This is a genomic window from Bacillus sp. RO1, from assembly GCF_012524115.1.
In the GTDB taxonomy this organism is placed as follows: domain Bacteria; phylum Bacillota; class Bacilli; order Bacillales; family Bacillaceae_I; genus Sutcliffiella_A.
This window is the reverse complement of sequence record NZ_JAAZWB010000026.1, coordinates 1-14,860: the sequence shown is the minus strand read 5'-3', so window position 1 is coordinate 14,860 and position 14,860 is coordinate 1. Positions and strand designations below refer to the sequence as shown.

Sequence of the window (14,860 nt, the reverse complement as noted above, 5' to 3'; positions counted from 1 at the left end):
TCGGGACCTTCTATTACTATTAGTGCGACCTTCTACATTTCCCGTATCCGCTTGTACATTTCCCAGCCGTCCTTCTACTTCTACACTCTCATCTTCTACATGTTTGCTTTTCAGCTACTTACTTTTTAAAAGTAGGTAATCTTTTAACTTATAGATGACCGAGATCAGATACTTGAATTGCATATAATTTTCGGGGCCTATCGCCAGGCACCACTGGGAGTTCCCTTTTTTCAATATCAGCCGCACTTGCCTATTGTTTCCGCCTTCTACCGTTAATTCGGGACCTTCTACCACTTTTCCTGCGACCTTCTACATTTCCCGGATCCGCTTGTACATTTCCCAGCCGTACTTCTACATATAAACTCTCATATTCTACATGTTTGCTTTTCAGCTACTTAATTTTTAAAAGAAGGTAATCTTTTAACTTATTGATGACTGCTATCAGTTTCTGGAAATGCAGATAATTTTCGGGGCCTATCGCCAGGGACAACAGGGATTCCCTTGCTCCTATCATCAACCTCCCTCCCCTACAATCCACCTTCTACCGTTAAATCCCAACCTTCTACCACTTTCCCTGCAACCTTCTACATTTCCCGGATCCGCTTGTACATTTCCCAGCCTTACTTCTACCTCTAAACTCTCATATTCTACATTTTTGCTTTTCAGCTACCTTAGTTTAAAAGTAGGTAATCTTTTAACTTTTTGGTGACTCCGATCAGCTGCTGGAATTGCAGATAATTTTCTAACTCCTCTCGCTACGGACAACAGGGATTCCCTTGCTCCTATCATCAACCTCCCTCCCCTACAATCCACCTTCTACCGTTAAATCCCAACCTTCTACCACTTTTCCTGCGACCTTCTACATTTCCCGGATCCGCTTGTACATTTCCCAGCCGTACTTCTACTTCTAAACTCTCATATTCTGCAATTATCCATTTCAGCTACCTAATTAAAAAATTAGGTAGCTGTTAATCTTTTCGTTTCTCCACTCTTCCATTTGGACCGCTGGCTCTTTCATTTCAAAGAAATCCGCTCACACAAAAAATCCCCCGGACCACTACCAGTCCAAGGGATTCCCCAAAAAAACTTAAAACTCCATCCAAGTCTCACTCGTCGGGTTCTCTACCCACTTTGAAAGCTTCTTGCGGTCATCTTCTGCAATGTAGTTCTTCTCGATTGCCACATCCATCAATGTTTGATAATCACTAAGTGCATGTGCTGTGATCTCGTAATTGGACAAATTATCATCTGCAACTTCCAGACCGTATGTAAAAATCGCTACTACCCCTAGCACTTCACACCCAGCTTCTCTTAGTGCCTGCACCGCCGCGATAGCACTCCCGCCAGTGGAAATCAAATCTTCTACAACTACTACTTTCTGCCCAGCTTCCACAAGTCCTTCAATCTGATTGCCTTTTCCATGCGCTTTTGCCTTGCTTCGAACATAGCACATTGGCAAGTTCAATTCATTGCTCACTAATGCAGCATGCGGAATGCCGGCTGTCGCTGTACCGGCTACCACCTGCACATCTGGAAACTTTGAAACAATTAAACGCGACAAGGATTCAGAAATGTTCTTCCTAACTCGCGGATAAGAAATGGTTAAACGGTTGTCACAATAAATGGGTGATTTAATTCCTGAAGACCATGTAAATGGGTCATTTGGTTGGAAAAATACCGCTTTAATTTCCAATAAGTCTTCTGCCACTGTTCTGTTCATAAGCTCGTTCATCCTATCTCCACTCCCTGCCATTGTTGTAAAATTGCTTCGTAAGCCTTGCGTGGATCACCAGACCGTGTGATACTGCGTCCTACTACTATCTCTGTCGCACCAAAAATACGTGCATCCAAAGGAGTTACCACGCGCTGCTGATCATCCATACTATCCTCTTTCATCCGGATTCCAGGTGTCACTTTTTTGAACTGCTCTCCAAAGGCATCTCTCAGCATCGTTGCTTCTAGTGAGGAACACACCACACCATCCAAGCCGCTCTCAAATGCATTTCGTGCATAGTGCAGAACTACTTCATTAAGCGGAGAATTAATCATGAGATCTTCTTGCATACGTTTTTCCGACATGCTAGTTAACTGCGTGACAGCAATCAAGCTTGGGCGTCGTCCACTGGCACCTTCCATCAATCCTTCCAAACCGGCTTTCATCATTTCTTTCCCGCCGGAAGCATGGAGATTGGTCATCTTGACACCTAATTTCCCAAGACCTTTCATTGCCTTATAAACTGTATTTGGAATATCATGAAGCTTCAAATCAAGAAATACTTCGTGGCCTTCTGCAACCAAGTATTCTACTATTCCTGGCCCTTCTTGGTAAAACAGTTCCATTCCAACTTTTACATATAATTTTTCCTCACCGAAATGTGCAAGAAACCCCAAAACGTCTCCTTTATCTGCAAAATCAAGCGCGACTATAAGCGATTTTTGCATGTTGCTTCCAGCTCCTTCCGATACACTCTGAAATATGATCAAATCCTAATTCGTGCATTTTATAAGGAAGTTCTTCGATGATGGTCGGACATACAAAAGGATCTACAAAGTTTGCGGTTCCAACTGCAACGGCACTTGCACCTGCAAAAAGGTATTCTAAGACGTCTTCAGCAGTTTGTACCCCGCCCATTCCGATGATAGGGATGGAAACCTTTTGACTGACTTCATGGATCATTCGGATCGCAACAGGCTTAATTGCCGGACCTGATAATCCACCAGTACCATTAGCTAAAACTGGTCGTCCAGTTTTCAGGTCGATTCTCATGCCAAGCAGTGTATTGATCATTGTCAACCCATCAGCTCCAGCCTTTTCAATTGCCACCGCAATCTCTGAAATGTTTGCAACATTTGGAGATAATTTTACATAGACTGGTACATCTGAAACTTCCTTGACCGCCTTTGTTACTTCAAATGCCACCGCTGGGTCTGTTCCAAATGCAATTCCTCCTGTTTTTACGTTTGGACAGGAAATATTTAACTCTAGTGCATGAACATTCGGTGCCAAGGAAATCTCTTTTGCTACCTTGACGTAGTCTTCAATCAAGGACCCTGCTACATTAGCAATGATGGGTACATCGTAATTTGCTAAAAATGGCAGTTCTTCGGAAAGTACCTTTTCCAATCCAGGGTTTTGCAGTCCGATGGCATTCAGCATTCCTGCGCTCGTTTCCGCTACCCTTGGAGTCGGGTTACCAAATCTCGGCTCTGCTGTGGTAGCTTTAATCATGATTGCTCCTAAAACATTCAAGTCATATAGCTTGGCAAATTCCCTTCCAAAGCCGAAGCATCCTGAAGCTGGCATGATTGGATTTTTCAAATCAAGGCCTGGTAACTTTATTGATAAGCAACTCATAGTACAACCTCCCCTGCTCGGAAAACCGGCCCATCTGTACAAACTTTTTTGTAAGAGTACCCTTCTGGATCGTTTTGAAGATGACAGACACATGCAAAGCAGGCCCCTATTCCGCACCCCATCCGCTCTTCAAGAGAAAGATAGACGTTTTTGTCAGGGTATAGGTTTTCAAGTGCTGCAAGCATCGGAGTTGGACCGCATGCAAAAAGTGTCGAGAAAGGAATTTGGATCTCTTCCAGCACATTGGTCACAAAGCCCTCTGTTCCGTAAGTCCCATCAACTGTCGCCACATAAGTGTCACCGAAGTATGCGAAGTCATTTTTATAAAAAACATCTTCTTTGGATTGAAAGCCTAGTACGTGGGTGGTAGTAATGCCTCTACGGTTTAATTGCTTGGTCAATTCTAGCAGTGGAGGGACACCGATTCCTCCGCCAATAATCAATGCATGATCGCCTCGCTGTAGTTCATCTAAGGAAAACCCATTTCCGAGCGGTCCTAAAACATCCAGTTTCTCTCCAGGTCTTTTACCAGCCAAAAGCGTCGTTCCTTTTCCCTCCGCTCTGTACGTGATCTTGCATTGTCCTTTTTCTTTATCAATGCAAGAAATGCTGATAGGGCGCCTTAAAAGGGTATCTAAGCCTTCTGTTACACGTATATGAACGAACTGACCAGGGGAACTCATCAGGTCGACGAGTTCTCCTTCTAAAGTCATTTCATAAATATTACGTGCAATATTAGTTTGTGAGATGATGGTCATCCAGGTTTTTTTCATTAGCTGTACACCGCCTCTTTTTCTGTGCTTTCCAAGGTTTCGATTGATTCAATAGAGAATGTCATCGATTCTAATACTCTCAGGATCGCTTTTGCTGTATCAAGGGATGTTAGGCAAGGAATCCCGTTTTCCACTGATTCACGACGAATTCTAAATCCGTCACGAGCAGGCTGTTTTCCTTTAGTCAGCGTGTTGATAACAAACTGTGCTTGCCCTTTTCTAATCACATCAATAAGGTTTGGTGATTCTCCACCTATTTTATTTACAACCGTTACCGGGATGTCGGATTCGCCAAAGAATTCGGCAGTTCCTGCTGTAGCTAAAAGTTTGTAACCGATACGGTGGAATCTTTTTGCAAGTTGAAGTGCTTCTTCTTTGTCTTTGTCGGCAATGGTAAACAACACAGAGCCATAAGTTTTTATGGAGATCCCAGAAGCAACCAGACCTTTATATAGCGCTTTTTCTAGGGTGATATCTTTCCCCATTACTTCTCCTGTAGATTTCATCTCTGGTCCGAGAGTGATATCGACATTTCGCAGTTTTGCAAAAGAGAATACCGGTACCTTCACAAACACTCCTTTTGTTTCTGGCTGCAGTCCAGATCCATAGCCAAGTGATGCAAGAGTTTCACCTAAAATGATCTTGGTTGCTACCTTTGCCATTGGCACATGGGTTATTTTACTTAAGAATGGAACAGTACGACTTGATCTTGGATTTACTTCGATTACATAGACTTCCTCTTTGTAGATAACAAATTGAATGTTTAGTAGACCAATAATGTTCAAGCCTTGCGCCAATCTTGTTGTGTAATCTATGATTTGTTCTTTGATTGTTGCACTCAATGTTTGTGGAGGATAGACCGCAATCGAGTCACCTGAGTGAACACCAGCTCGTTCAATATGCTCCATGATTCCTGGAATGAATACATCTTTTCCATCTGAGATTGCGTCTACTTCGATTTCTTTACCTGTCATGTATTTATCAATCAGCACAGGATGTTCCGGGTTAATTTTTACCGCATTTTTCATGTAGTGTAAAAGTTCTTCAGACTTATAGACGATTTCCATTGCGCGCCCGCCCAAAACATAGGATGGACGTACAAGCACTGGGTAGCCTATTCCCTCTGCAATTTCAATCGCCTCAGGTATTGAAATTGCGGTTTTCCCTTTAGGCTGTGGAATATCAAGGTTGTTCAATGTCTGTTCGAATTTATCGCGATTTTCCGCTCGATCTAAGTCTTCTAATGTAGTACCTAGAATCTTTACTCCTCTTGCTTCTAATTCTGCTGCAAGGTTGATTGCCGTTTGGCCACCAAATTGCACGACGACTCCTTTTGGCTTTTCAAGATTGATGATATTCATGACATCCTCAATCGTTAACGGCTCAAAATAAAGCTTGTCAGAAATACTGAAGTCTGTTGAAACGGTTTCCGGGTTATTGTTGATGATGATTGCTTCATAACCTGCTTCCTTGATTGCCCATACAGAATGAACCGTTGCATAGTCAAATTCAACACCTTGGCCGATTCGGATTGGACCAGAGCCAAGCACGACAATGCTTTCTTTTTCGGTTACTTCTGATTCGTTCTCCTCTTCATACGTTCCATAGTAGTAAGGGGTACTTGATTCGAACTCAGCTGCGCAAGTATCTACCATCTTATAGACTGGTGCGATGTTTTCTTGAAGACGAAGTTCATAGATATCTCTTTCGGTTGTAGACCATAGTTTGGCAATCGTCTCGTCGCTAAAGCCCATTTCTTTTGCTTCGATCAGCGTGGAGAGGCAACCATTGTTGCTTGTGATGAACTCTTCCATTGCCAAAATTTTATGCAGCTTTTGTAGGAAGAACAGGTCAATTTCACACCATTCATGGATGGTCTGGATGGTGACGCCTCTTCTCATCGCTTCAGCGATATAGAACAATCGTTCATCTCCAGCTTTTCTGATTCGTTTTTCGACTAGTTCATCTGAAAATCCTTCGCTTCCTTCCAGCTCTAGGTAGGAGATGTTGGATTCAAGAGAACGAACTGCTTTTAGAAGTGATTCTTCAAACGTTCTACCGATAGCCATTACTTCTCCTGTTGCTTTCATTTGAGTGCCAAGTCGACGGTTCGCTGACTCAAACTTATCAAATGGGAATCTAGGGATCTTTGTTACGATATAATCCAGTGCCGGCTCAAAGCATGCATACGTTTTTCCTGTAACAGGGTTCATCATTTCATCCAGCGTCAAGCCTACCGCGATTTTCGCTGCTAATTTAGCAATCGGATAACCTGTTGCTTTGGAAGCAAGTGCAGAAGAGCGGCTAACCCTTGGGTTTACTTCAATGATGTAGTAGTTGAAACTGTGTGGATCAAGCGCTAGTTGTACATTACATCCACCCTCGATTTCCAGGGCACGGATGATTTTCAGGGATACATTACGCAACAACTGATATTCCCTGTCACTAAGTGTTTGGCTCGGCGCCACCACGATGGAGTCCCCCGTATGTACCCCAACCGGATCAATGTTTTCCATATTGCAGACCACAATTGCATTGTCATTGCTGTCACGCATTACTTCGTATTCGATTTCCTTGAATCCAGCGATGCTCTTCTCTAGTAAACATTGTGTGACCGGACTATTTTTCAGACCGCTTGTCACGATTTCAATTAACTCTTCTTCGTCCGAACAAATTCCACCGCCTGTTCCACCAAGGGTATAGGCAGGTCTTACAATGACCGGGTACCCTACTTGCTTTACAAATTCATAAGCTTCTTCCAAATTCGTGATGATTTCACTTTGTGGTACCGGCTCCCCCAGCTCATTCATTAATGTACGGAACAGATCGCGATCCTCTGCTTTTTGGATGGCAGATAGCTTCGTCCCAAGGATCTGAACGTTACATTCCTCTAAAACACCTGCTTCTGCCAGCTCTACAGCGAGATTCAATCCTGTTTGCCCACCAAGGGTAGGAAGAATGGCATCTGGTCGCTCCTTGCGGATGATTCTGCTTACAAATTCTACCGTCAGTGGCTCCATGTATACTTTGTCCGCCATCTCTTGATCTGTCATGATGGTTGCAGGATTGGAGTTTACTAGAATGACGCGGTATCCTTCTTCGCGAAGGGCGATACACGCTTGCGTACCTGCATAATCAAATTCTGCTGCCTGGCCGATCACGATTGGACCGGACCCGATTACTAAGATGGATTGGATGTCTAGACGTTTTGGCATACAAGTTCCTCCTTTTTTGCTTCCTTGATAAGTTCCATGAATTGATCAAATAAGTAGTTCGCATCTTCTGGTCCTGGACTTGCTTCTGGGTGATATTGGACCGTGAAAACAGGGTAATCTTTATGTTTGACACCTTCGACCGTACCGTCGTTTAGTGCGATATGTGTTACTTCTAGTCTTGTATTCCCTAATGACTCTTCTGTTACGGTGTAGCCATGATTCTGCGATGTTAATGCCACTTTACCGGTTTTCAAATCTTTTACCGGATGATTGGAACCTCGATGACCGAATTTCATTTTTTCCGTATCTGCTCCACACGCAAGGGCAAATAGCTGGTGTCCGAGGCAAATGCCGAATACCGGTACTTTTCCGAGTAGGCCTTGAATCATGGTGATGGCTTCTGGAACGTCTTTTGGATCTCCAGGTCCATTGGACAGCATCACTCCGTCCGGGCTAAGTTGCATGATTTCTTCAGCTGTAATGTTGTAAGGAACCACTACCACATCGCATCCGCGTTTGTTCAATTCTCGTAAAATTCCGTGCTTCATTCCAAAGTCTACAAGCACCACTCGGTATCCACGCCCAGGGCTAGGATAAGCAGTCTTCGTTGATACTTGGTGTACTTGGTTAGTTGCTAGAGTCGTCGTTTTTAATTGTTGAATCACTTCTTCTCGATTTACATCAAGTCCGCATAAAGCTCCTTTTAATGTTCCATGCTGACGAATGATTCTTGTCAGTTTTCTTGTATCGATCCCTGCAATTCCTGGAATGTCTTTCGCTTTAAAAAACTCATCCAGTGTCCACTGATTACGGAAGTTAGAGGGATAATCGCTGACTTCTTTTACAATAAAACCATTGATGGCAGGATGAATGGATTCAAAGTCATCTCTGTTCACTCCGTAATTTCCTACAAGCGGATATGTGAGGGTAACAAGCTGACCGCAGTAAGACGGATCAGATAAAATTTCTTGATAACCTGTCATTCCTGTATTAAAAACCACTTCTCCAATAGAGTCCTTTAAGCTGCCAAACGCCTTTCCAACAAAGAAAGTGCCGTCTTCTAAAATTAGTTGTCGATTCATACTTGAACACTACCTTTCTGCCAAACTAGTTTTCCTTCTACTATTGTCATTACTGGCCAACCTTTACATTCCCACCCCGTGAAAGGAGTATTTTTCCCTTTGGATAGGAAGGTATCCGGATTAATAGTTGATGAGATATTCAAATCGATAATGGTAAGATCTGCAGTAGCTCCTTCTTCAATTTTTCCACTTTGAAGTTTGAACACTTCTGCAGGTTTAACAGTCAACCAAGCTAATAATTGCTTTAGCGTAAATTTCTTCGTTTCCACAAAGTTTGTGTAGAGTAATGGAAAGGCAGTTTCTAGTCCTACGATTCCAAATGGTGCTTTTTCTATGCCTTCTGCTTTTTCTTCCGCTGTATGAGGGGCATGATCAGTTGCGATGAAATCAATGGTTCCATCAAGCAATCCCTCAATTAACGCTTCTTGGTCCGCTTTCCCTCTTAATGGCGGGTTCATCTTGAAATTTGGATCAAGTCCAGGGATGTCCTCTTCACATAGCAACAAATGATGTGGGCTGACTTCAGCAGTTACCTTTATTCCTGCCCGTTTTGCGTCCCTTACCACCCTGACCGATTCTTTTGTACTGATATGACATACGTGGTAGTGGCAGCCCGCAGCTTCCGCAAGCAGAATGTCGCGTGCTATATGAACGGATTCACATACAGAAGGAATCCCATTTAATCCATGTTCCTTGGAGAACTTCCCTTCATGGACTGATCCTTTGTTTATCAAAGTATTTTCTTCACAATGAGCTACGATTGCCATGTCAAGAGACGCCGCTTGCTTCATTGCTTCGAGCATTTTGGAGGCATCCTGTACACCTACCCCATCGTCTGTAAAAGCGAATGCGCCAGCTTCTTTTAATTCAGCAAAATTGGTAAGTTCCTGGCCAAGCTGCCTCGTCGTAATACAAGCATATGGAAGGACTCGTACGCTTGCCGTTTCTTTGATTTTATTATTCAGCCAAGCTAGCTGTTCTTTCGTATCAGGTGTTGGTCTCGTATTAGGCATTGCGCAGATCGTGGTGAAACCACCTTTAGCCGCAGCTTTCGTTCCAGTTTCAATGGTTTCTTTCTTTTCCCCCCCAGGTTCCCTTAAGTGGACATGCACATCGATGAAACCAGCTGAGATAAGATTTCCTTCCAGATCAATTACTTCTTCCATGCCGTTACCTTCAATGTCGGAGGCGATGTTTTTGATGTTTTTTCCCTCAATCAGGATATCCACCTTTTCCAATTCACCTTCAGAATTAAGCCATTTCCCATTCTTTAATAATGTTGTCATGCTCTTTTCCTCCTTCATTGTTTGTTAGTGCTCTTTTCAGTACAGCCATTCTCATGTACAAGCCATTTTCCATCTGTTTGAAAATTCTTGAGCGCCCACATTCCACAAGCTCATTTGCAATTTCCACCCCGCGGTTAATCGGTGCCGGGTGCATGATGATGCTATTCGGCTTCATTTTTCTTTCTCGTTGGATTGTCATACCATATTGCGCGTGGTAATCATCCAATCCTGCTATTCCGCTGTGATGCCTTTCATGCTGGATTCTTAGAAGCATCACCACATCACTTGAATCAATCGCCTCATCCATTGTGATGTAAGCATCCTTATGGTAACTGTTATCCATCCATTCTTCAGGTGCGACAAATCTTACCTCTGCACCCAGTCGCTCTAGTACTTCTGCGTTCGATCTTGCTACCCGGCTATGGCGGATATCGCCGATAATGGTTATTTTCAAGCCCTCGAAGTGTTCAAACTCTTGGAAAATTGTCATCAGGTCCAAAAGCGATTGTGTTGGATGATTTCCACAACCATCTCCACCGTTGATGATCGCAGCCTCGATATTATGTAATTGATTGAAATATTCCTCTTCAGGGTGACGAATGACAAGTGCATTTACGCCAAGGGATTCTAGGGTTTTTGCAGTATCGTACAAGCTTTCACCTTTGTTGACGCTTGAGGTGCTGACTTCAAATGGTACTACTTGAAGGCCAAGTCTTCTTTCTGCCACTTCAAAGCTACATTTTGTTCTTGTGCTTGATTCATAGAAGAGGTTGGCAACGAAGGTCTGTTTTTCTGGTGTCCATTGTTTGCCTTGTTGAAATTCCACTGCTTCTTCAATCAGTGCCATAATCTCATCGTTTGCCAAGTCACTCATCGTTCGTAAGTTTCTCATTTCCATCCCTCCCATTTCTTACACCGCTTTGGATTTCCGCACAGCTATTGTGTTCCTTACATCATAAAAAACACCCTATCCATATTGGCGGAAGGGTGTTTTGGTCATACTTAGGTAAACAAGAGGATATTATTGCAGAATCTTCCTTGTTCACAAAGTCTTTGACTTGCACCCTTCTCAGCCTCTCTGGACTTCTATTAAAAGGTTAAGCTACTGTATTTTGTTTTTCTTCGTATTGTCTTTGTTCTGTTTTTTCTTGTTCATCATGCGGCAGTACAAGGTTCAGGACGACTCCGATAATGGCAGCCATTGCCATTGCAGGTATTTGGAAATTGTCAATCTTTATGAATGCTCCTCCGATTCCAATTACCGTGATGACTGCTGCAATGATTAAGTTTCTTTTAATATTGAAATCTACCTTGTTATCTATCAGCATTCTTAATCCGCTTGATGCAATGATTCCGAAGAGCAGGATGCTTACTCCGCCCATAACTGCACTTGGTACTGTGCTAATCAATGCTGCGATTTTTCCGATGAATCCAAATGTGATGGCGATCACTGCTGCTCCCCCGATGACAAACACACTGAACACTCTAGTTATCGCTAGTACACCGATGTTTTCCCCGTATGTTGTATTTGGAGGTCCTCCGATTAGTGATGCAAGCATGGTTGCCACTCCATCACCAAGGATGGATCGGTGTAAACCAGGTTTTTGAATGAAAGGTCTTCCTACAACTTTACTTAATACCATCTGATGTCCGATATGCTCTGACAATGTTACGATAGCCACCGGCACCATGATGAAGAAGATGGATGCATTAAAGCTTGGTGTGTAGCTGACAAATGGGATAATGAAATCTGGTACTTGAATCCAGCTTGCTTCCTTGACAGGTGTTAAGTCTACCAAGCCTGTAAAATAGGCAATCAAGTAGCCGGAAACTATTCCGATCAGGATAGGGATCAGGCTGAAGACCCCTTTTAAGAAGATGATTGCTCCGATTGTGATGGCTAATGTTGCCATCGCAACCAACAAGTGCTTCACACTGTATATTAATTCAGTTTGTGGTGCTCCCGGGTTTTCGTACAATGCCATATCCACGGCTACTCCAGCTAACCCTAAACCGATGACGATAATAATTGGTCCTACGACAACTGGCGGCAAAAGTTTCATGATCCATTGATGTCCAAGTTGTTTAATTAACAATGCTACCATTCCGTATGCAAGACCGGCCATGAAGCTTCCTAACATGGCAGCCCCAGGACCTCCGATTTCAGTAGCCAAAATGATTGGAACGATGAATGCAAAGGATGAACCAAGGTATGCCGGGATTTGACCTTTTGTGATTAAAAGGTATGCCAGCGTCCCGAGTCCGCTAGATACTAATGCTACAGCTGGACTTAAACCTACTAAAAGCGGGACGAGGATGGTTGCGCCGAACATGGCAAATAAGTGCTGCAGGCTTAAAATTAACCACTTTGGTTTACTTGGTACTTCGTGTATGTCTAAAACTGGTTTCTCTCTCATAATGTTTACCTCCCGAATTTTCCCATAAAAAAACTCTTTGTGCAGCGTGATGGCACAAAGAGGTAGAGAGGTTCCAGGAAGTTCCGCAAGCAGCGGATTCTAAAACCAATGTACCCCTTTGCCAGCCTCACGGGACTGCAATTAAAAGGGACTATTTATTTATCATGTATGCTTACTTGATCGTTATCATCGATTTCAGATAGTTCCACCACTATCTTTTCCGTGCTAGCAGTTGGAATGTTTTTACCTACAAAGTCAGCTCGAATCGGTAATTCTCTGTGGCCTCTATCAACTAGTACGGCAAGCTGGATTTGTGAAGGTCTTCCAAAATCCATCAGTGCGTCCATTCCCGCTCGAACTGTTCTACCTGTGAACAATACATCATCCACTAGAATGACTTTTTTATTGTTGATGTCCACTGGAATATCAGAGCCTTTTACAAGTGGTTCATTATCAGAAGTTTTGGTTGTCAAATCGTCTCTGTAAAGGGTGATATCTAGTTCTCCTACTGCGATATCCTTTTCTTCTATCTGATTAATACGTTCAGCCAATCTTTTAGCCAAGTGAATTCCTCTTGTTTTAATTCCCACAAGAACGGAGTCTTCCACACCTTTATTGCGTTCAATAATTTCATGAGCAATGCGTGTCAATGCTCTTCTTATTGCCTGCTCGTCTAAAATCAATGCTTTTTCCGCCATTTATTTTCACCCTTTCTTGCCCTTACTTGTAACGAGAAACAAAAAACCTCTCACCGTATGATGAGAGGTTTTTGTACACGAAAATAGAGGGATGGCTATAGTTATAGCTTCTCCATTCGCATATGCCGTTACCTTCTCAGCCTCACGGGACTGTCGTTTAAAGGTCTTATTCAACTGAGATGATTATCTCAAAATAATATTATCTTGTCAATGGTTTTTTAAATGTTTTAAAATACGCTCGAATTCTGACGGAAGCGGCGCCTCGAATTCCAAGTATTCTTCGGTACGAGGGTGAATAAATCCAAGGATCCCTGCATGTAGAGCCTGTCCTTCAATATCGAGTGATTTCTTCGGACCGTATTTCGGGTCACCTGCCAAAGGATAACCAATATATTTCATATGAACACGGATTTGGTGGGTACGCCCTGTTTCAAGTTGGCACTCAATGTGCGAAAAGTCTTTGAAACGTTCAATCACACGGAAGTGAGTGACAGCGTTTCTGCTGTTTTCATTTGTCACTGTCATGGCTTGGCGATCTTTTTTGTCACGGCCGATTGGCGCGTCTACTGTCCCCACATCATGGGAAATAACACCGTGCACAATTGCCTGGTACTTTCTTGTAACCGTCTTGGCAACTAGTTGATTAACAAGCTTTTCATGGGCAAAATCATTTTTAGCTACCATTAACAAGCCTGAAGTATCCTTGTCAATGCGGTGGACAATTCCCGGTCTTAATACACCATTGATACCGGAAAGATCTTTGCAATGCGCCATCAATCCGTTCACAAGTGTTCCGGTTGCATGGCCTGCCGCAGGATGAACAACCATACCACGAGGTTTGTTGACGACAATAACGTCCGCATCTTCGTAATAAATATCTAGATCCATTTCTTCCGGCAAGACATCCAGTGCCTCCGGTTCCGGGATGGTAACGGTAATATCGTCTCCAACATTACACTTATAGTTTGGCTTAGTCTTTTCGCCGTTAACAAGAATCTGTCCTTCTTTAATCCATTGTTGGACCTGTGAACGGGACCACTCTTCATTTTGAGTGGAAAGCACCTTGTCAATACGGTCATTTTTTTGTGATTCATCAATCTGAATCGTCATTGTTTCTGTCATTTTTGTGATAACTCCTTCTCTTTCTTGCCCTCAAGTATCGTTAAGATTAATATAATCCCAACACCTATTACTAATGCAGAATCAGCTACATTAAAGATAGGAAAATCGTAGGTGAAGATGAATGTATTGATGAAGTCGATTACTTCTTGGTGTAATACACGATCGATAAAGTTCCCTATAGCGCCTCCCAGCATTAGACTTAATGCAAGTTTCATCCAAGGTTGATCTTTAGGAAGCTTTTGCAAGTATACGATAAGTCCAATGACAACACCAACAGTAATAATGTAAAAAAAGTACATCTGGCCTTCAAGTATCCCCCATGCCGCTCCTCTGTTGCGGTGGGAAGATATGTACAAAAAGTTATGTATGATCGGAATGTTCTCTCCAATTTCCATATATCTTACTACCAACCATTTTGTTAGTTGATCGATAATGATAATTACAAGTGCAATAAGATAATACATCTTAACACGTACCCCCAGGTTTTTATATGTACTTTAGAATTATAGCAAATAGAGGGTGGTAAATAAAGCTGGTAGGAAACATTATCCTCATTAGTCGTGTATGACTACTTTTGATTTTGAATTACGGAGAAGTTTGTCCTTATTCGGGGTGTATGACGACCTCTGCTTTGAAAATACAGGGTACTTTGTCCTCATTCGGGGCGTATGACTACCTCTCCCTTTGAAATGCTGGCTACTTTGTCCTCATTCGGGGCGTATGACTACCTCTTCCTTTGAAATGCTTGCTACTTTGTCCTCATTCGGGGCGTATGACTACCTCTTCCTTTAAAATATAGGAAACTTTGTCCTCATTCATGGCGTATGACTACCTCTTCCTTTGAAATGCTTGCTACTTTGTCCTCATTCGGCGCCTATGACTACCTCTTCCTTTAAAATACAGGAAACTTTG

At 42.8% G+C, this 14,860-nt stretch carries 13 protein-coding genes; all 13 read right to left on the bottom strand.

The features are described from left to right. Positions 1–391: 391 nt before the first annotated feature. Positions 392–514, bottom strand: a complete 123-nt coding sequence (locus tag HC179_RS21120) for a hypothetical protein (RefSeq protein WP_277351295.1) — start codon at positions 512–514, stop codon at positions 392–394. Positions 515–1,087: 573 nt separating this feature from the next. Then, positions 1,088–1,720 (bottom strand): orotate phosphoribosyltransferase, encoded by a 633-nt coding sequence (gene pyrE / locus HC179_RS01765; protein ID WP_168862773.1) that lies wholly within the window; start codon positions 1,718–1,720, stop codon positions 1,088–1,090. Positions 1,721–1,728: 8 nt separating this feature from the next. Then, complete coding sequence (pyrF, locus tag HC179_RS01760; protein ID WP_168862772.1) at positions 1,729–2,442, bottom strand: orotidine-5'-phosphate decarboxylase; 714 nt, start codon at positions 2,440–2,442, stop codon at positions 1,729–1,731. Continuing rightward, a complete protein-coding gene (locus HC179_RS01755) occupies positions 2,414–3,355 on the bottom strand; it encodes a dihydroorotate dehydrogenase (RefSeq protein WP_168862771.1) in 942 nt (313 codons plus the stop codon). The genes pyrF and HC179_RS01755 overlap by 29 nt, the downstream gene beginning before the upstream one ends. Then, positions 3,352–4,128, bottom strand: coding sequence for a dihydroorotate dehydrogenase electron transfer subunit (locus HC179_RS01750; RefSeq protein ID WP_168862770.1), 777 nt, complete (start codon positions 4,126–4,128; stop codon positions 3,352–3,354). The genes HC179_RS01755 and HC179_RS01750 overlap by 4 nt, the downstream gene beginning before the upstream one ends. After that, positions 4,128–7,343: a carbamoyl-phosphate synthase large subunit gene (gene carB / locus HC179_RS01745; RefSeq protein ID WP_168862769.1), complete on the bottom strand. Its 3,216-nt coding sequence runs from the start codon at positions 7,341–7,343 to the stop codon at positions 4,128–4,130. Before carB ends, HC179_RS01750 begins: the two co-directional genes overlap by 1 nt. Next, positions 7,328–8,425, bottom strand: a complete 1,098-nt coding sequence (locus HC179_RS01740; protein ID WP_168862768.1) for a carbamoyl phosphate synthase small subunit — start codon at positions 8,423–8,425, stop codon at positions 7,328–7,330. Before HC179_RS01740 ends, carB begins: the two co-directional genes overlap by 16 nt. Next, positions 8,422–9,711 (bottom strand): dihydroorotase, encoded by a 1,290-nt coding sequence (locus tag HC179_RS01735; RefSeq protein WP_168862767.1) that lies wholly within the window; start codon positions 9,709–9,711, stop codon positions 8,422–8,424. The genes HC179_RS01740 and HC179_RS01735 overlap by 4 nt, the downstream gene beginning before the upstream one ends. Continuing rightward, positions 9,677–10,603: an aspartate carbamoyltransferase catalytic subunit gene (locus HC179_RS01730; RefSeq protein WP_168862766.1), complete on the bottom strand. Its 927-nt coding sequence runs from the start codon at positions 10,601–10,603 to the stop codon at positions 9,677–9,679. The genes HC179_RS01735 and HC179_RS01730 overlap by 35 nt, the downstream gene beginning before the upstream one ends. Before the next feature lie 205 nt (positions 10,604–10,808). Continuing rightward, on the bottom strand, positions 10,809–12,128 hold the full coding sequence (locus tag HC179_RS01725; RefSeq protein ID WP_168862765.1) for a solute carrier family 23 protein: 1,320 nt from the start codon (positions 12,126–12,128) through the stop codon (positions 10,809–10,811). Positions 12,129–12,283: 155 nt separating this feature from the next. Beyond that, positions 12,284–12,826, bottom strand: a complete 543-nt coding sequence (pyrR, locus tag HC179_RS01720; protein WP_060665830.1) for a bifunctional pyr operon transcriptional regulator/uracil phosphoribosyltransferase PyrR — start codon at positions 12,824–12,826, stop codon at positions 12,284–12,286. 207 nt (positions 12,827–13,033) lie between these two features. Next, positions 13,034–13,948 carry an RluA family pseudouridine synthase gene (locus HC179_RS01715; protein WP_240948441.1) on the bottom strand — a complete coding sequence of 305 codons (915 nt, stop codon included), beginning with the start codon at positions 13,946–13,948 and terminating at the stop codon, positions 13,034–13,036. After that, positions 13,945–14,412, bottom strand: coding sequence for a signal peptidase II (gene lspA / locus HC179_RS01710; protein ID WP_060665828.1), 468 nt, complete (start codon positions 14,410–14,412; stop codon positions 13,945–13,947). Before lspA ends, HC179_RS01715 begins: the two co-directional genes overlap by 4 nt. Positions 14,413–14,860: the final 448 nt, after the last annotated feature.